Raw genomic sequence first — 19,476 nt, 5'->3', positions numbered from 1 at the left:
ACTATATTCTGATAACTTCCTAAAGTTACAGATAGTGATGCTCTAAATAGCCATCCCAAAAGGATGGCTATTTTTTTATATATTCGCTGTTATAACACTTGGTTATGCTGAGAATAACCTTATAATACATCTTGATTGTTAACTAGATTTTATAAAACGTAGCAAGGCAAATTAAATGCAAGAAAGCGTGATGAAAGCGTGGTGGGATTCCTCGCACATGGCAGGTGCCAACGCTGCCTATGTTGAAGAGTTGTATGAAACTTATTTAGAAGACCCGCAAAGTGTCTCTGAAAATTGGCGACAAATCTTCGATAACCTCCCCAAAGTCGATGGCGTAGAGTTAGAAACCAATCATACAACAATTAAAAATCAATTTAGGCAACTTGCTGCGTTAGGGCCAACCGCCCGCATGTCTAGTCCGTCTGTGCCTTCTGCAAATGTTTCAGACGACAGGCAAGTTAAAGTTCTTCAGTTAATCAATGCGTTCCGCTTCCGCGGTCATCAGCACGCAAACCTTGATCCGCTAGGTCTATGGAAACAAGAGCGTGTACGCGACTTAGAACTTTCTCACCACAGCCTTTCTGAGCAAGATTTCGATTCAGTATTCAATGTAGGTTCGTATGCCATTGGCAAAGATTCAATGCCATTGGGTGAACTGTTTAAATCGTTAAACCGCACATACTGTGGCTCTATCGGTGCAGAGTACATGCATATTACCGATACTGAACAGAAACGCTGGTTGCAACAAAAAATTGAATCTGTTCAAGCAAAGCCTGAAATTTCTCGCGACGAAAAGCTAGGAATTCTTAAAGGTCTTACTGCGGCTGACGGAATGGAAAAGTACTTGGGTTCTAAATTCCCAGGGGCAAAGCGTTTCTCTCTAGAAGGCGGCGATGCACTTATTCCTATGCTGAAAGGTTTAATCACCAAGGCTGGCACTGCAGGTACCAAAGAAGTGGTTATCGGCATGGCTCACCGTGGTCGTTTGAACGTGCTAGTTAACGTATTGGGTAAAAACCCATCGGTGCTGTTTGATGAATTTTCAGGTAAGCACGACGACTCACTAGGCGCGGGTGACGTGAAATACCACGCAGGTTTCTCGTCTGACTTCGCGACTCCAGGCGGCAATGTTCACTTAGCACTAGCGTTTAACCCGTCTCACCTAGAGATTGTAAACCCTGTAGTTATGGGGTCTGTACGTGCACGTCTTGCGCGTCGCAATGATGACACGAATACAGTACTGCCTATCACTATTCACGGTGACTCGGCAATTGCTGGTCAGGGTGTAGTACAAGAAACCTTCAACATGTCGCAAACTCGCGGCTTTGCTGTAGGTGGTACGGTTCGTATTGTGGTAAATAACCAAGTTGGTTTCACCACATCGAAGACTGAAGATACCCGTTCAACGCAATATTGTACTGACATCGCGAAGATGGTACAGGCACCGATTTTCCATGTGAACTCAGACGATCCAGAAGCGGTTGCCTTTGTTACGCAGCTTGCGCTTGAATACCGCAATAAGTTTAAGAAAGACGTTGTAATTGATTTAGTTTGTTACCGTCGTCATGGTCACAACGAAGCGGATGAGCCAAACGCCACGCAGCCGTTGATGTACCAAAAAATTAAGAAGCACCCGGTTCCACGTGTTCTTTATGCTGACCAGTTAATAGCTGAAGGTGTGATTGAACAACGTGACGCAGACCGCTATCTTGAAGAATATCGTGAAGCGCTCGACCACGGCGCGTGCGTTGTTGAAGAGTGGCGTCCAATGACAGAGCACAGCGTTGACTGGTCTCCATATCTTGGTCACGACTGGGATACGCCTTACGATGGTTCGCTTTCAGTTGAGAAGCTCAAAGAGCTAGGTGAGTCAATCACTACTATTCCTGAAGAGCACAAGCTTCAGTCTCGCGTAAACAAGCTTTACCAAGACCGTAAAGCGATGGTTGCTGGCGAGAAAATGCTTGATTGGGGCATGGCTGAAAACTTGGCCTATGCAACTATCGTTGATGCCGGCGAAGATATTCGTATTACAGGTCAAGATTCTGGCCGTGGTACTTTCTTCCACCGTCACGCGGTGTTACACAATCAAAAAGATGCGTCGACATATATGCCATTACAGCATATTCGTGAAGGACAGGGCGAGATCGAAATTTACGACTCTGTACTTTCAGAAGAAGCGGTTATGGCATTCGAGTATGGTTATGCGACAGCAGAGCCTACATGTCTGACTATTTGGGAAGCCCAGTTTGGTGACTTCGCTAATGGTGCGCAGGTTGTATTTGATCAGTTCTTGAGCTCAGGTGAAGCGAAGTGGGGTCGTTTGTGTGGCCTAACTGTTTTACTGCCACATGGTTATGAAGGTCAGGGGCCAGAGCATAGTTCTGCGCGTCTTGAGCGATTCTTGCAAATGTGTGCTGACCACAACTGGCAAGTGTGTGTACCTTCAACACCCGCTCAGGTTTACAACATGCTTAGACGCCAAGTGGTTCGTCCAATGCGTAAACCACTTATTGTGATGTCACCTAAGTCACTATTACGTCATCCAATGGCTGTATCTTCGTTAGAGGAACTTGCAGAAGGCAAATTCCATAACGTAATTGGCGAAATTGATGATATCGATCCGAAGAATGTGAAGCGTGTTGTTATGTGTTCAGGCAAGGTTTACTACGATTTGTTAGACCAGCGCCGTAAAAATGAGCAAACAGACGTCGCAATCATCCGTTTAGAGCAACTTTATCCATTCCCACAAGAAGAATGCGCTAAAGTTGTGGCACAATACAGCCACGTAAAAGATTGGGTTTGGTGTCAAGAAGAGCCTCAAAACCAAGGCGCTTGGTACTGTAGCCAACACCATTTCTGGCAAGCAATTCCAGATGGTGCAAAATTAACATATGCAGGTCGTGATGCATCCTCGTCACCTGCAGTAGGTTATGTATCCGTTCACAACCAGCAACAGAAAGCCCTGGTTGAAAACGCACTCACAATTAAATAAGGAACAGTAATGACAATTGAGATAAAAGTTCCGGTTCTACCTGAGTCAGTTGCCGATGCCACCATTGCAACCTGGCACGTAAAGGCCGGTGACGCAGTTAAACGAGACCAGAACCTGGTTGATATTGAAACTGATAAAGTGGTTTTAGAAGTTGTGGCGCCAGCGGACGGTACAATTGGTGAGATCCTAAACGAAGAGGGTGCAACTGTTTTAGGCGAGCAAGTTATTGCTAAATTAGAAAAGGGTGGTGCTGCACCAGCAGAAGCTAAAACAGAAAGCAAAGCGAAAGACGATTCTAAATCAGATGCGGCTCCAGCGGCTTCTGGAAAAACATCTGATGTTAAAGTACCAGTACTTCCTGAATCTGTAGCTGACGCGACAATCGCAACGTGGCACGTAGCTGTAGGTGAAGCAGTTTCTCGCGACCAAAACTTGGTTGATATCGAAACTGATAAAGTAGTACTAGAAGTTGTTGCTCCTGCAGACGGTTCTCTTGCTGAAATTATCGCAGAAGAGGGCGCCACTGTAACAGCTGAAGAAGTGATTGCTAAATTTGTAGAAGGTGCAGCAAGCGGCGCTTCTGGTCCAGCAGCGTCAAGCGAAAGCGATGACAGTGACGAGAGCAGCGATGCGCTTAGTCCTTCTGTTCGTCGTTTACTTGCAGAAAAAGGTGTTGACGCAGCTAAAGTGAAAGGCACTGGCAAAAATGGCCGTATCACTAAAGAAGACGTAGAGAAATACCTTAAAGGCGGCGACAGCTCAGCGAAGGCAGCGCCTGCTGCGTCTGAATCTGTTTCAGCTGACTTACCAACGGGTAATCGTACCGAGAAGCGTGTTCCTATGACGCGTCTTCGCAAGACAATTGCTAACCGTCTTCTTGAAGCGAAGAACTCTACAGCAATGCTAACAACGTTTAACGAAGTAAACATGAAGCCAATCATGGATCTTCGTAAGCAGTACCAAGACAGCTTCGAGAAGCGTCACGGTATTCGCCTTGGTTTCATGTCTTTCTACGTGAAAGCGGTAACCGAAGCCCTTAAGCGTTTCCCTGAAGTTAACGCGTCTATCGACGGTGATGACATTGTTTATCACAACTACTTCGATGTATCGATTGCTGTTTCTACACCACGTGGCCTTGTAACACCAGTACTTAAAGATACTGACACACTAGGCATGGCAGGTGTTGAAAAAGGAATTAAGGAACTAGCACTTAAAGGCCGTGACGGTAAGCTGTCATTGGCTGAACTACAAGGTGGTAATTTCACAATCACCAACGGTGGTGTGTTTGGTTCACTAATGTCTACACCAATCATTAACCCGCCACAGAGCGCTATTTTGGGTATGCATAAAATCCAAGATCGTCCAATGGCTGTTAATGGCAAAGTAGAAATTCTACCAATGATGTACCTAGCGCTTTCTTATGACCACCGTATTATCGATGGTAAAGAATCAGTAGGTTTCTTGGTAACCGTTAAAGAGATGCTAGAAGATCCAACACGTCTACTTCTAGACGTATAAGACTTTCGTCTCACGGAATTGTGGTTAGGCGTTTAGCTTGTGTATGCTTGCTTTGCGCCTAACGCAACGCTGATATTTGCCCTATAATATCAGTCAAACTAATCAAGTCGCATTTGCGGCTTTTGTCTTACTAAAAATCGGATAGAAACACCATGAATTTGCATGAATACCAAGGTAAGCAGCTATTCAAAGAATACGGTTTGCCTGTTTCTGAAGGATACGCAGCAGACACTGCTCAAGGTGCTGTAGAAGCCGCTGACCGAATTGGCGGAAACGAGTGGGTAGTTAAGTGTCAGGTACACGCGGGCGGTCGCGGTAAAGCTGGCGGTGTAAAGCTAGTTAAAAACAAAGACGACATTCGCGCTTTCGCTGAAAACTGGCTTGGCAAAAATTTGGTGACTTTCCAGACTGACGAAAACGGTCAGCCTGTGAGCAAAATCCTAGTTGAATCTTGCACAGATATCGCTAACGAGCTTTACCTTGGTGCAGTAGTTGACCGTACAACCCGTCGCGTTGTATTCATGGCATCTACTGAAGGTGGCGTTGAGATTGAAACTGTTGCAGAAGAAACTCCAGAGAAAATCCTTAAAGCTGAAATCGACCCAATTGTAGGTCCTCAGCCTTATCAAGCGCGCGAAATGGCGTTTGCTCTAGGTCTTTCTGGCGTACAAATCAAGCAATTCACTCAAATCTTCCTTGGCCTAGCTAAGATGTTTGAAGAGCTTGACGTTGCGCTTATCGAAATCAACCCGCTAGTTATCAAAACTGACGGTAACCTACACTGCCTAGACGCGAAAGTAGGTATCGATGGTAACGCGCTATATCGTCAGCCTAAGCTGAAAGATATGCAAGATCCTTCACAAGAAGATGCGCGTGAAGCTCATGCTGCTCAGTGGGAACTAAACTATGTTGCGCTAGACGGTAATGTAGGTTGTATGGTTAACGGTGCAGGCCTAGCAATGGGTACTATGGACATCGTAAACCTACACGGTGGCAAGCCAGCTAACTTCCTAGACGTTGGTGGCGGCGCAACTAAAGAGCGTGTAGCTGAAGCATTCAAAATCATCCTTTCTGATGACAATGTTAAAGCGGTATTGGTTAACATCTTCGGTGGTATCGTTCGCTGTGACATGATTGCAGAAGGTATCATTGGTGCGGTTAAAGAAGTTGGCGTAGAAGTACCTGTAGTTGTACGTCTTGAAGGTACCAATGCAGAGCTTGGCCGTGAAGTTCTAGCGAACTCTGGTCTAGATATCATTGCTGCTGAATCGCTAACTGATGCAGCACAGAAAGTTGTTGCTGCAGCGGAGGGCAAATAATGTCTGTATTAATTAATAAAGATACTAAAGTAATTTGTCAGGGTTTCACTGGCGGTCAGGGTACTTTCCACTCTGAGCAAGCAATTGCTTACGGTACGCAAATGGTTGGTGGTGTAACACCAGGTAAAGGCGGTACTGAGCACCTAGGTCTTCCAGTATTCAATACTGTACGTGAAGCGGTAGAAGCAACTGGCGCAACTGCAACAGTTATCTATGTACCAGCACCTTTCTGTAAAGATTCAATTGTTGAAGCTGCAGATGCGGGTATCGAGCTAATCGTATGTATCACTGAAGGTATCCCAACGCTAGATATGCTTTACGTTAAAGAATACGTAGAAGCGAAAGGCGTTCGCATGATCGGCCCAAACTGCCCAGGTGTAATCACTCCTGGAGAGTGTAAAATTGGTATCATGCCTGGTCACATCCACAAGCCTGGTAAAGTAGGTATTGTTTCTCGCTCTGGTACACTTACGTACGAAGCGGTTAAGCAAACCACTGACGAAGGTTTTGGCCAGTCTACTTGTGTTGGTATCGGTGGCGACCCAATTCCTGGTTCAAACTTCATCGACATCCTTCAGATGTTCCAAGACGATCCACAAACTGAAGCTATCGTAATGATCGGTGAGATCGGTGGTACAGCTGAAGAAGAAGCAGCAGCGTTCATTAAAGCTAATGTAACCAAGCCTGTTGTTTCTTACATTGCTGGTGTTACTGCTCCTCCAGGTAAGCGTATGGGTCACGCTGGTGCAATCATCGCAGGCGGTAAAGGTACTGCTGATGAGAAATTCAAAGCACTAGAAGACGCTGGCGTTAAAACTGTACGTTCACTTGCTGAAATCGGCAAGGCGCTTCGCGAGACTACAGGTTGGTAAGCTAACGCTTAACAATTTTGTGATAAAAGCCCGCTTTAAGCGGGCTTTTTTGTGCGCGCTTATTAACAACTCTGCAGAAATGCATGTAACAAAATTACAACTATCTGCCGTAAAAGCCCCGTATAATCCATATTGTGTTGTTAAATTACATAAAGGCCTGCATATCCTTTGTTAACGGCGTGTTGCACAAATTTTATTGAATACGTATGCAGGCAATTGTGCAAACCCTAGGTCCTCTATAGCATTATGCCGACGAGATGTATTGTCATTTAATTGTCATAAGAACAACAAAAAGACAACAACTATAACCGTATGGGACACCCGTTTTATGAAACAATTTAAACCCAACCTAATTAAAGCTGCGCTTATTTCAGGCGGTATGGCGTTTGGTAGTGCACCAGCATTTGCACAAGATGCAAACACTGATGCTGTTGATGAAGCAAATCTTGAAGTAATTCAAGTTAGCGGTATTCGCGGCAGCTTACAGCGTGCTCAAGCAATCAAAATGGATAACACTTCAATTGTTGAAGCGTTATCAGCAGAAGATATTGGTAAGCTACCAGATACCAGTATTGCAGAATCAATCGCACGTCTTCCTGGTGTAACTGGTGAACGTCGTAACGGTCGTACAAGTGGTATCTCTGTTCGTGGTTTTAACGAGAACTACGTTGGTACGTCACTGAACGGTCGTGAACTTCTAGGTATGGGTGACAACCGTGGGGTTGAGTTTGACCTTTATCCAACGGAAATCATTTCAAACATTCTGGTATACAAAACACCAGAAGCGGGCATGACTACCCAAAATATCGGTGGTTCAATTGACCTTCAAACGGTTAAGCCTCTAACGGCAGAAAGCACGTTTACCGTAAACGGCACGTTCGAAAAGAATGCTGAAGACTCTCCAAACCCAGATTTTGACAACGACGGTCACCGCATTTCTGTAAACTTTGTCGATCAATTTGCTGACGATACGATTGGTTTAGCGTTAACTGTTGCGAGCATGGAGTCTCCGCGCCAAGAGCAACACTTCCGCGGTTGGGGTTATGCAGGTGTGAACTTTGATAATGAGCGCCGTGACCTAGACCCTGTAGAAGTTCCTGAAGGTACAGTAGTTCTTGGTGGTCACGATTCATTCCAGCGTTCGGCAATGCTAGAACGAGACTCAATTGCCGCTGTTGTTGAATGGGCGCCTACCGACAAGCTCAATATCCAACTTGATGCACTTTATATCGATTTCGTTGAAGACGACGTACGTCGTGGTCTTGAAGAAGGCGGTGCAGAGTGGGGTACAAGCGCTTACACTATCACTGGTGTTGAAAACGGACTGGTAACCAGCGGTTACTCTGATGGTTTCTATAGCGTTGTTCGTAACGATGCGCGTCGTCAAGAAGCAGACCTAACCACAGTAGGCATTAATGCTGAATACCAAATCAACGACTCTTGGACACTAGAACTAGATTACTCTACCGGTAAAGTTGAAAAAGAAATTATCGATGTAGAAAGCTACTCAGGTGTAGGTCGTGCTGGTACTGAAGGCCGTCCAATTACTGCACGTAGCTGGGAAATGACATCTTCTGGTGTAATGTTCTCTGACCACCCAACTATTGCACCGGTTGACCTAACCGACCCAACACTTATTAGTCTTGCAGGTCCGCAAGCATGGGGCGCACGTCCGTTACTTGAGTCTGATGCACAGGATGGTTTCGTAAACCAGCCGCTTTTCGAAGAAGAGCTTGATACCCTTCGTTTCGACGTTAAAGGCTATGTAGATTGGGGAGTAGTAACTGGCCTATCTGCTGGTGTTGTATATTCTGACCGCTCTAAATCTAAAGACAATAACGGTGCTTACCTAACAGCGCCTTCGTATCCTGGAAATGCTGCTATTCCTGAAGTGCTAGGCGTAACGAACCTTAACTTTATTGGAATTGACGGCGTGTTAGCGTACGACTCGCTAGGTCTTTTCGAAAGTGGTTATTACATTGAAAGCGATGCAAGCCGCGTTCAAAACGATCGCTTAGGTGATACTTACACCGTTGATGAAGAGCTACTTACCCTTTACACCAAACTAGATTTGGAAATGGAAGTTGGCGATATTTGGGTGCGCGGTAACGTAGGTCTTCAAGTAGTAAGTGCAGATCAAGAATCAACAGGTTTCTCTGCAACGTCTGACCGCGAAGGTTACACCATTGCCAACCCAGTAACAGGTGGTGCAGATTACACAGACGTACTTCCAACGCTTAACCTTTCAGCTGAAGTTGCTGAGGGACAATTCGTACGTTTGGGTTTGAGCAAGGTTATTTCTCGTCCGCGTATGGATGATATGCGTCCTAATACTCAGGTTACGTTCTCATTCAACGACAACCAAATCACTAGCCCAGACATCGAAAATGGTCCATGGGGTGGTAGTGCTGGTAACCCTGAATTGCGTCCACTTGAAGCAAACCAGTTTGACCTAGCTTATGAGAACTACTTTGCAGATACAGGTTATGTAGCTGTGTCGTTCTTCTATAAAGACATTAAAAACTGGCACCGCAGCACATCAATTGTGGCTGATTTCACAGAGTTTTATATTCCTGAGCTACATCAGGGCTCTGAAGGTCAAACTCCTGTATTGTTCACAGGTCAAGTAAGCAGTGTATTAGATGGGTTCGAAGGCTTTGTTCGCGGTTACGAATTACAAGGTTCACTTCCATTTGACATGATCCATGATTCACTTGAAGGCTTCGGTTTGTTCGCAAGTGCAACCTTTATGGATGGTGAAGTTGACGCGGCTCCGGGTCAAACTGAAACACGTATTCCTGGACTATCTGAAGAGTCTTACAGTATGACTTTCTTCTATGAGAATGCTGGTTTCGAATTCCGTCTTGCGGCAACAAAACGCGATCAGTACCTAACTGAAGAACGTGGTGTTAGTTTGGCGTTAGTTGATGCAACGAAGCAAGGCGGTACGCTTGTTGATGCGCAAATTGGCTATGACTTTAGCGAGTCTGGTATCGAATATCTAGAAGGCCTACGTGTTACTTTACAAGCACAGAACCTGACCGATGAAGATGATATTCAAGCGTCAGCGGCTGACGGCCGTCAAATCACGCAGTTCCAAACTTATGGAACGAACTACTTGCTAGGATTTAACTACAAGTTCTAATTTCTTCGTGTGTGTAAAGCCACCTGCTGCTTTTTGTTTTAGCTTGTGCTAAAAGAGAGAGCAAATGGTGGCTTTTCTTTTTGTATGAAAGGAACCCTTCAAAATTTTTGGTACGAATTGCGAGAAGTTTATGCAAGATCCTCATAATAAACCGATAAAGCATGTAGTGATTGCCGGCGGTGGAACGGCAGGTTGGTTAGCTGCATCATTAATGAAAAAGGTGTTGGGTAAAGCAGTTGATATTACTCTGGTTGAATCTGAAGCGATTGGTACGGTCGGTGTTGGTGAAGCTACCATCCCCCCAATACGCCTAGTAAACCAAGTGTTAGGTATCGACGAAGCACAGTTTCTTCATGATACTAAAGCAACGATAAAACTTGCTATACGGTTCGAGAATTGGAAAACGAAGGGTGAAAGCTACTATCACACCTTTGGTGCGCCGGGCAAAAGCATGGCGTTTTGTCATTTTCATCACTATTGGGTAAAGGCGCGCCAGCAAGGCCTAAAAGACGATCTGTGGGATTTTGACCTAAATTACCATGCCGCTGAAGCGGGACGATTTGCGCAGATAAATGCCAAAGACCCAGTCGTTGAGCTACCTTTCGCCTATCATTTTGACGCCAGTTTATACGCTCAGTATTTACGAAAGCTGAGTGAAAATATGGGGGTTGTACGCAAAGAAGGTAAAATTTCACGTGTTCAACGTTTTACCGACAGCGGTTTTATTCAAGCACTTCACTTAGAAAGTGGGGATGTGGTCGAAGGGGACTTATTTGTTGATTGCACGGGCTTTAAGGGGCTATTGATAGAGGAAGCGCTGGGCGCTGGTTACGACGATTGGTCTCACTTACTTCCTTGTGATAGTGCCATTGCAGTACCGTCTGAGCGACATGAAAAAACCGCGCCTTACACGCGCTCTATTGCCCACGATGCGGGTTGGCAATGGAGGATCCCACTGCAACACAGAAATGGTAATGGTCACGTATATAGTTCACGCTATATCAGTGATGATCAGGCCTGTGACACCTTGTTGTCAAACTTAGATACCAAACCATTAGGCGACCCTAAACTGATAAAGTTTACGACGGGCAGACGACGTAAGCAGTGGTACAAAAACGTAGTAGCAGTAGGTCTATCAAGTGGATTCTTAGAGCCACTTGAATCTACCAGTATTCACCTCATACAATCTGCAATTGTTCGCTTAATTCAGTTGTTTCCCCACAACGGCTTTGCACCGAGCTTGGAAACGGAATATAACAAGCAGTCTGAATTAGAGTTTGAACAAATCAGAGATTTTCTTGTTTTGCATTACACCGTAAATGAGCGAACCGATAGCGCCTTTTTCAATGATATGCGAAATATTACTTTGCCCGATTCCTTAGCACATAAAATTGCGTTGTTTAAAGAAAGCGGAAATCTGCTACGAGAACAAAATGACCTATTCCTTGAAAGCTCATGGCTACAGGTCTTGTACGGTCAGGGGATTACTCCTAAGGATTATCACGGTTTGGTAAACAGTGTGCCTGAAGTTCAGTTAAATCAAATGTTAACAAGACTGTTGGAAATCAAAAAAGAGCCCATTGCTAAGTTGCCGACACATGACGAGTATATAAATGGGATGGTTGCAAAGTATAAACGCGCAATGAGTTGAATAATTTCATATGGTTAGAAGTGCTGCGAGCAAACGCATTAGCTAACTAAACAGGTAAAGGATAAAGCAGCCAAAAGGCTGCTTTATTCGTTTTTAAGGATGAATTGTTACAATTTTGCTGGTTTTTTACTAGCAAATTAAAAATATGTTGCGCTGATGTAAATGAATACGTATGCATAGCATTGCTCCCTTTTTATACAAAACAGTAGTATTTGGTGTTGAACCATAAGAGGCATTTTTGGGTGTGGTAGTCCTAAAAGTGTCGATAATAAACAAGGAATGGGACACCAATGAAAACATTCAAACCCAGCACTATCATGGCGGCCTTGATAAGTAGTGGGGTCGCGTTTAGCGCAGCTCCACTTTATGCCCAAGAGTCACCAGACACCTCAATAGACGAAGTTGAACGACCACAAGAAGATACCTTAGAGCGTATTGAAGTACGTGGTTTTAGTACCAGCTTGATCCAATCACTAAACCAGAAACGCTTCTCCGATACGGTTTCTGAACAAATATCTGCAGACGATTTGGGCGGACTTCCCGATGTGTCGATGGCGGATGCACTGACCCGCTTGCCGGGTATCTCTGCGGTAAGAACCGGAGGGCAAGCCGCGCAGATAAACATTCGTGGTCTATCCGGTGACTTTGTGTTTTCTACATTAAACGGTAGAGAGCAGGTATCGACCAGCGGAAGTCGGGCAATTGAGTTTGATCAGTATCCTTCAGAGCTTATTAGTGAGGCAGCGGTTTATAAATCACCCAAGGCATCGCTTATTGAGGGGGGTATAGCGGGTACGGTGGAACTTAAAACTGCATCACCGCTTGCCATTGAAGAGCAGCATAAATTCAGCGCCAACATGCGTGGCATGTACAACGATAGAGCGTCAGAGGTGAGTGATGCTACAGAGTATGGACATAGACTGAGTTTTTCATACCAAGGTAAATTCCTTGACGATACGCTAGGTGTATCACTAGGTTATGCTCGTTTATTCCAACCGAGTGTTTCTACTCAATTCATTGGTTTAGCTTATAACGGTCAAGTTGATGTAGACGGACTTGAAGGTGATATAGACGGGCCAGCAGATTGCCCCAATTGTGAACTCATTTCAGAAGGCTTTGAAATGCAGCACAAGGGCGGGGAAGAGACTCGCGATGGCTACGTTGCCGCGTTTGAATGGGCACCTATCGATACCTTTACACTTAAAGCTGATGCTTTTATCTCGAAATTTGACTCCGAAGCCTTTGCACGTGGATTTCGCGTTAAGCTAGGTGGAATAAACGCTGGTATAACTAATCCTGTAGTAGTAAATAATAGCGTAATTGGCGGCACATTTTCTCGTACAGACAACAGCTTTACCCGTGTTGAGTTGGTAAACGACGACAATCAAGATTTCGACAGTGTCACAAACTTAGGCGTGAATGCTAGCTGGGAAATATCGCCAGATTTAGCGGTTCAATTTGACGTCTCCCGCTCAAGTGCTGAAAGCGACTTTAGAAACGGCTTACTGTGGTCGCTTGTTGGCGAAGATGCGACAGCGGCAAACCCCGTGTTCGACGAAAACGTCCAAATTTCTTATTTACTCAACGGTTTAAACTTACCTGATATCGGTTTTAATCAAAGTGATGCTTTTACAGACTTAGACCGTGTAATGGTAAGTAAATACGGTATTTATCCGTATGAAAACAAAGATGAGTTAGACGCCTATCGCGTAGACTTCCAATATTATGTCGATGTGCCAATCATTTCTGGCTTTGAATTTGGCTATCGATACTCAGACCGGGAATATAACAATGACCGCTCTGTGTTTGAATACGGAAACGATAGTGCATTCTCAGTAAGCGAACCGCCACTTCAGTTAACTTCTGATATGGTCGAAGAGGTTAATTGGAGCGGTGATTTTGGTTATTTTCCAAGTTATCTTTCCGTTGATCTAGACAGTGCACTTAATGCTTGGTTTCCAAGCGGTAGGCCACAGCCTGTTCAAACGTGGGGACCAGGCGCTGCCGGCGTTATCAATGGTCCAGGTACCGGGCCTGCTACTGCGTGGACGCTACAAGAAAGTGGCGATGTATTTGAAACAGTGAATTCTGCCTACTTGATGGCAAACATTAATACAGAAATTGGCAGTATTCCTGTTACAGGTAATGTTGGTGTTCGTTACGTTAAAAGTAAACAAAGTTCAACGACGCTACAGCGTGCTACTCAGTTAATTGAAGACCTTGAGACCGGAACATCGGTTGAAGTTAGTGACCCTACGGCTGGTGCACAAAACATTACCGACGACGTAGGGCTAATTAATAACTTTTATCGCCCAGCGTTGATAAGTCACGAATATTCTGACGTTTTGCCTTCAATTAACCTGAACTTTAAACTTACAGATGACACGCAACTTCGTGTAGCCGCCGCAAAGGTGATGGGCAGAGCGCCAATAAACCGTTTTGCCGCAAATGCGTCAACCACTATTGAAACGGTTACCGCTTTCCAAGACAGAGACTCGGGTGAAATTACGCTTTCCAACCCTACGGCAAGGGTTAGTGGTAGCGCCCGTAACAGCCCTTATTTAGAACCATTCTATGCAACTCAATACGACGTTTCGTGGGAGTATTATTTCTCAGATACGGAAGGCGCATTAGTTGTTGCTGGCTTTTATAAAGACATTGAATCGTTCGTAGAAGACATCGAAATAGAGCCTTATGATTTTGAAGCAAACGGAATTGTAATTCCTGATAACGTAAGTGTGCCGGTTTACTTGACGCCAGAGTTTGCAGGACAGGAAGCCGAACTAGCGCTTGATGAAAATGGCGACCCCATCTTTATTACCGTCCCTACTGAAAATGGTAGCTACAGCACAGCCGTAAACAATGCCGAAGGTGGCTATATTCGCGGTTTAGAAATCGCCTATACGCAAATTTATAGCATGCTACCTGGCATGTGGTCAGGCTTAGGCGTTAGCGCAAGTTACTCTTACACCGAAAGTGAAATTCAGCGCACGCTAGGTGATGACGTGTATGCCGCTAACTTACCAGGTCTTTCTGAAAACGTTGCTACGCTAACCGTGTTTTGGGAATACGAAGGTTTTGAAACTCGCTTGTCTAGCCGATATCGCGATGCATTTGTTTCGCAGCAAGTAGCGGTAAACGACCAGGTGGTTAACTTTGACGAAGAATTGGTTATTGATTACCAAGCGTCGTACGAGATTAACGACAATTGGAGCGTACTATTTCAAGTTAATAACCTAACAGACGAGCCAACGAAGAGCTATTTCTCATCAGAAGAGCAAACCGGCACTATCCAATACTTTGGAACGCAATATTACCTAGGGATGACATATCAACTATGAAAAACAGCATCTTAGGTAATTTATTTAGCAACACGAAGGAATATTCGGTTGCCAAAAGTAGCGAAAATATTCAGGAGAATTCTATGTTTACTAAAAAAAGAGTAGTGCGCGCTGCGTTACTCGTAGTAGGCGCATATACACTTGCAGGTTGCGGTGGCTCGGGCGTAGAGTCGGGCACCAACGATCTGCTTACCTGTGAGGTGCCAAATGTACCTAATTCAACAGGTACGGCTTGTGAACCACCACCACCTATTCAATGCGATGCGCCGCTCGTACCTAATGAAGCGAACGATGCATGTGAAGCAGGTGCTGATCCAAGTTTACCTGCACCTGTATTTACCCCTTCATCTAATCAAGCTGTACTTTATTATAATCGGGCTGCTGTTGACGCTGATAACTCAAGTAACGATGCAGCTTATGAAGGCTGGAGACTACATACTTGGAACAATGACGAGTGTGATGCTTATGCTGACGCAGACACGGATTGGGCCAATGGTCGCATTCATAGCGGTATCGATCCAAACTATGGTGCGTATTGGATTCTAGACCTTAAAGAAGGGTATGGAAGCTGCCACAATTTCATCATCCACAAAGGCACTGACGATGCTGGAAAAGAAATGGGGGGCGGAGACTTCCAGGGTTCTTTAGTACAAGATGATGAAACATTTGTACGCATGAATTTTACCCTCTCTGGTGAGGCAACCATATTCGAGTTTCCTATCATGTCTCTTGGTCCTCAGCCTGTTGATATCGAGGGTTTTGGCGCGCATTGGTTAGATGCCAACACTATTTTATGGGATGTACCTGAAACCGTTTCAGAGGTGAAACTTCACTATTCAGCCCAGGCTGACTTAGAGAGCACGCTGGAAGAGGGTATTAACGGTACTCAAGTAACGTTAATGAGTACAGCACTTACCGAAGAGCAAACTGCCCGTGCGCCGCACTTATCTGCTATGCAGGCTTGGGAAGGCGACTGGTCGGTTGAAGATGCTAAAACCGTGTTAACGACACAAGCCGTAGTAGGGGGGTACGATGCTGACGGTGCGCTTGTTGTTGCGACCGGTATCCAACTGGCTAACGGAATAGACGCACTATATACGCTCGGTGAAGACGATGCCGACGAAGCTCAACTTGGTGGTATTTACTCTGATACAGGTATTACTGCCGCATTGTGGGCGCCTACTGCTTCAAATGTTGATCTTCTGATTTATAACGACAACAAGACATTAAGCCAGCGTATTGATATGGTTCGCGATGATACGTCTGGTGTCTGGCGTCATGAAGGCGATATGTCCCTTGACCGTCAGCTTTACCGTTATGAAGTTACCGTCTATCACCCTATTACGGGGAATGTAGAAACGCTGCTTGTTACAGACCCATATTCTGTGTCACTAAGTACAAACGGCCGTTTCTCTCGCTTCGTAAATCTAGCTGATGATGATTTAAAACCACAAGGCTGGGATACTCATACTATTCCGACGGTTGAAAATTATGAAGATGCAGTCATTTACGAAGGACACGTTCGTGACTTTAGCGTACGTGATATGTCTACGTCTGAGGAAAATAGAGGTAAATACCTTGCCTTTACTGAAGAGGGCACAGCACCTGTTGAGCATCTTAAAAAGCTTGTTGAAGCAGGGCTTACTTACTTCCATATACTTCCAGCAAATGACATTGCAACCATCGATGAGGATCCAACAAAAACGGTAGATTTATACGATACGGTAGGCAAACTGTGTCGCTTAAATAGCAGTGCTGCGGTATGTGAAGAAGAAAGCGCTGATGCATTGCTAATTGACGTTTACAACGATTACGATCCTTTATCTCAAGCGGGTAAAGCTCAGCAGCTTACTAATGACTTACGCAATCTAGATACATTCAACTGGGGCTATGATCCTCATCACTTTAACGCGCCGGAAGGCAGCTATGCGTCGAGTGCAGAGGGTGTAGAACGCATTGTAGAAATGCGCGCCATGATCCAAGCACTTCACGAGATGGGGCTACGTGTTGCACTTGATGTAGTCTATAACCATACCAATGCGTCTGGTGTTTTCAGTAAGTCAGTATTAGACAAAGCGGTACCGGGTTACTATCACCGTTATGAAGTGGATACTGGTGCGATTGTTCGTGAAACGTGCTGTGATGACACAGAGCCTCGCAATGTCATGATGGAAAAGTTCATGGAAGACTCGCTGCTAATGTGGACTGAGCATTATAAGTATGATTCATTCCGTTTCGACATCATGAGCCAAGCTACAAAAGACACTATGGTACGCTTGCGTGATGCAGTCCAAGCTATCGATGCTGACAACTATTTCTACGGTGAAGGCTGGACTAAAATAGACCGCGGTTACGAGCAAGCGAGCCAGCTCAATATGGCTGGTACCGAGATTGGTACCTATAACGACCGTATTCGCGAAGCTATTCGCCAAGGCGCTATCTTTAGACCGGAAGATGAAGGGCTATTAAGCGCGCAAGACCGTGTAAAAATGGGCATGATCGGAACGTTAAAAGACTATGTTTTGGAGACGTCTTCAGGAAGTGCAGGCGCTACCAGTAACTTAGGCGGCTATGCAGAAGATCCTGCGGATATCATTAACTACGTGTCGAAGCACGATAATGAAACACTGTGGGATCAGTTAAACTACACGCTTCCACAAGATATTACTCTAGAACAGCGGGTTCGTGCCCAAAATGTAGCAATGGGTATTAATCTTGTGTCTCAAGGTATTCCATTTTTACAAATGGGCGGCGACATGCTTCGCTCAAAATCAATGGATAGAAATACCTATGATGCGGGCGACTGGTTTAACTACGTCGATTTCACCTACGAAACTAACAACTGGAACGTAGGTTTACCATTAGCACAAGACAATGAAGCCCGTTGGGAAGAAATGGGTGAATTCATTTACAATCCAAATCGCGCGGCCTCAATGGCAGATATAATGTTTGCCTCTGATGTGTTTGCAGAATTGCTTAATATTCGAATGACAAGTCCGCTGTTTAGATTAACCACCGCTGAAGACATCATCGACCGTATAGGTTTCCACAATATTGGCGAACGCCAGCAGCGTGGTCTTATAGCGATGAGTATTGATGACGGCATATCTGAAAACAGCGAAGTACCTCGTCAAGATTTAGACATGATGAATGATGCGGTTATGGTGCTAGTGAATACAGGGTATGAAGAGAAGTCTATCACGGTAAACACAGCAACAGGTTTTTCGCTTCACGCCACACAAATGAATTCTGTCGATGCTGTGGTACGCGGCGCCACATTTGTAGAAGGTGAAAATGGTAATGGAACCTTTACCGTTCCTGCATTGACTATTGCTGTGTTCGTAAAACCACAGTCTGGAGCCCAAGGTTATGGTCTATCAGCGTATGCCACGTCTGGTGCGCCTGATGTTGTTCCTTACGGCGACACCATCGCTTACCTGCGTGGAGATATGAATGGTTGGTCAACGGATGATGCATTTACTTATCAGGGTGACGGTAAGTACACCGTAACAGCTACACTTGAAGGTGGCGTTACATATGGATTCAAATTCGCATCTGAAGATTGGAGTACAGTGAACTTTGGTGCAGCGGATGGTGAAGAAGGTACAGTAATAGCGGGTGAAGAAAAGGTTCTTGCACGTACTAATACCAACCTTTCATTTACACCAGCGACGAGCGCGACCTACCTGTTTACTATTGATGCGACTGATAGCGAAGCACCAATCCTTATGGTTGAAAACGAAGAGCCCTATGTTGGCACACCAGTGTATCTTCGTGGTGCAATGAACGACTGGGGTACGGCTGAGGAGTTTGCTTACCAAGGCGGACGTATTTACACTTTCTCTCGTGATGTTGAACCAGGAACTTACGAGTTTAAGGTTGCTTCAGAAGATTGGAGTACCGTGAACTTCGGTGCGATATCAGCCGATGATTCAGATCGCAACCTTGCGCCTGGCCAGACTTTGGGGCTCGCCGCTACCAACGACAATCTTATTTTGAACATTGAAACCGCCGACCGCTATGTGTTCGTATTCAACGTCACTGATTTAAATGCGCCAACCATTGGTGTATTTAAAGAAGCGTTTTGGGGCGACACTCAAGTTTATATCCGTGGTGGTATGAATGGCTGGGGAGCTGTCGATATGTTTGAATATCAAGGAGAAGGTGTTTATACCGCAGACATTGAATTGAGCGCAGGTAGTATTGAATTCAAAGTCGCTTCTGAAGACTGGTCGACAGTAAACCTTGGCAACCCGAACGATGCAGCAAGCAACGTAGTAACGCCTAGCGAGCCGAAAACACTTGGCGCAAGTAACAATAATCTAATGATTGAAGTTGCTGAGTCTGGTCTATACGAGTTTAAGGTATATGGCCCTGATGGAAATGCACCTACGTTAACGGTTACGAAAAAGTAAGACCGAATAAACGCTAATTTGGTAAATTTCTAATTAACCAAGATTTAAAAACCGCGACGTAGTTTGAAGTGACCCCCATTAGTTGGACATTCCAATTATTGGGGGTCTTTTTATGTCAAAACACGATAGAGCGTTTAAAATAAAGCTCGCTCAGCTAGTCGAAGAGAAAAATTCTGAAGCTTTAGGTAGAAAGTACAGAGTAAGCGCTCGGCTTATTCGC

At 45.0% G+C, this 19,476-nt stretch carries 8 protein-coding genes; all 8 read left to right on the top strand.

Annotated elements, in window-relative coordinates:
* Positions 1 to 175 precede the first annotated feature (175 nt).
* Entirely contained in the window at positions 176 to 2,995 is a 2,820-nt protein-coding gene (gene sucA / locus BZA03_RS19440) for a 2-oxoglutarate dehydrogenase E1 component (protein ID WP_014949448.1), read from the top strand.
* Positions 2,996 to 3,004: 9 nt separating this feature from the next.
* On the top strand, positions 3,005 to 4,513 hold the full coding sequence (gene odhB, locus BZA03_RS19435) for a 2-oxoglutarate dehydrogenase complex dihydrolipoyllysine-residue succinyltransferase (RefSeq protein ID WP_110289624.1): 1,509 nt from the start codon (positions 3,005 to 3,007) through the stop codon (positions 4,511 to 4,513).
* A 152-nt stretch (positions 4,514 to 4,665) separates the two neighbouring features.
* On the top strand, positions 4,666 to 5,832 hold the full coding sequence (gene sucC / locus BZA03_RS19430; RefSeq protein WP_014949450.1) for an ADP-forming succinate--CoA ligase subunit beta: 1,167 nt from the start codon (positions 4,666 to 4,668) through the stop codon (positions 5,830 to 5,832).
* Positions 5,832 to 6,704 (top strand): succinate--CoA ligase subunit alpha, encoded by an 873-nt coding sequence (sucD, locus tag BZA03_RS19425; RefSeq protein WP_012518366.1) that lies wholly within the window; start codon positions 5,832 to 5,834, stop codon positions 6,702 to 6,704. Before sucC ends, sucD begins: the two co-directional genes overlap by 1 nt.
* A gap of 328 nt (positions 6,705 to 7,032) precedes the next feature.
* The gene (locus tag BZA03_RS19420; protein WP_110289623.1) at positions 7,033 to 9,849 is read left to right on the top strand and encodes a TonB-dependent receptor; all 2,817 of its coding nucleotides are present in this window, start codon (positions 7,033 to 7,035) and stop codon (positions 9,847 to 9,849) included.
* A 130-nt stretch (positions 9,850 to 9,979) separates the two neighbouring features.
* Positions 9,980 to 11,500, top strand: coding sequence for a tryptophan halogenase family protein (locus tag BZA03_RS19415; protein WP_110289622.1), 1,521 nt, complete (start codon positions 9,980 to 9,982; stop codon positions 11,498 to 11,500).
* A 290-nt stretch (positions 11,501 to 11,790) separates the two neighbouring features.
* On the top strand, positions 11,791 to 14,841 hold the full coding sequence (locus tag BZA03_RS19410) for a TonB-dependent receptor (RefSeq protein WP_039227776.1): 3,051 nt from the start codon (positions 11,791 to 11,793) through the stop codon (positions 14,839 to 14,841).
* An 83-nt stretch (positions 14,842 to 14,924) separates the two neighbouring features.
* Positions 14,925 to 19,256: an alpha-1,6-glucosidase domain-containing protein gene (locus BZA03_RS19405; RefSeq protein WP_181417314.1), complete on the top strand. Its 4,332-nt coding sequence runs from the start codon at positions 14,925 to 14,927 to the stop codon at positions 19,254 to 19,256.
* Positions 19,257 to 19,476 lie beyond the last annotated feature (220 nt).

The sequence above is a fragment of the Alteromonas sp. I10 genome (assembly GCF_003201515.1).
In the GTDB taxonomy this organism is placed as follows: Bacteria; Pseudomonadota; Gammaproteobacteria; order Enterobacterales; family Alteromonadaceae; genus Alteromonas; species Alteromonas macleodii.
Note: the sequence above shows the minus strand (reverse complement) of the source record. Positions and strands in the feature narration are given on the sequence as shown.

Excerpts from the sequence above, each read along its gene's own strand:
- sucA (WP_014949448.1), top strand. The coding sequence starts at position 176 with ATGCAAGAAAGCGTGATGAAAGCGTGGTGGGATTCCTCGCACATGGCA.
- odhB (WP_110289624.1), top strand. The coding sequence starts at position 3,005 with ATGACAATTGAGATAAAAGTTCCGGTTCTACCTGAGTCAGTTGCCGAT.
- sucC (WP_014949450.1), top strand. The coding sequence starts at position 4,666 with ATGAATTTGCATGAATACCAAGGTAAGCAGCTATTCAAAGAATACGGT.
- sucD (WP_012518366.1), top strand. The coding sequence starts at position 5,832 with ATGTCTGTATTAATTAATAAAGATACTAAAGTAATTTGTCAGGGTTTC.
- BZA03_RS19420 (WP_110289623.1), top strand. The coding sequence starts at position 7,033 with ATGAAACAATTTAAACCCAACCTAATTAAAGCTGCGCTTATTTCAGGC.
- BZA03_RS19415 (WP_110289622.1), top strand. The coding sequence starts at position 9,980 with ATGCAAGATCCTCATAATAAACCGATAAAGCATGTAGTGATTGCCGGC.
- BZA03_RS19410 (WP_039227776.1), top strand. The coding sequence starts at position 11,791 with ATGAAAACATTCAAACCCAGCACTATCATGGCGGCCTTGATAAGTAGT.
- BZA03_RS19405 (WP_181417314.1), top strand. The coding sequence starts at position 14,925 with ATGTTTACTAAAAAAAGAGTAGTGCGCGCTGCGTTACTCGTAGTAGGC.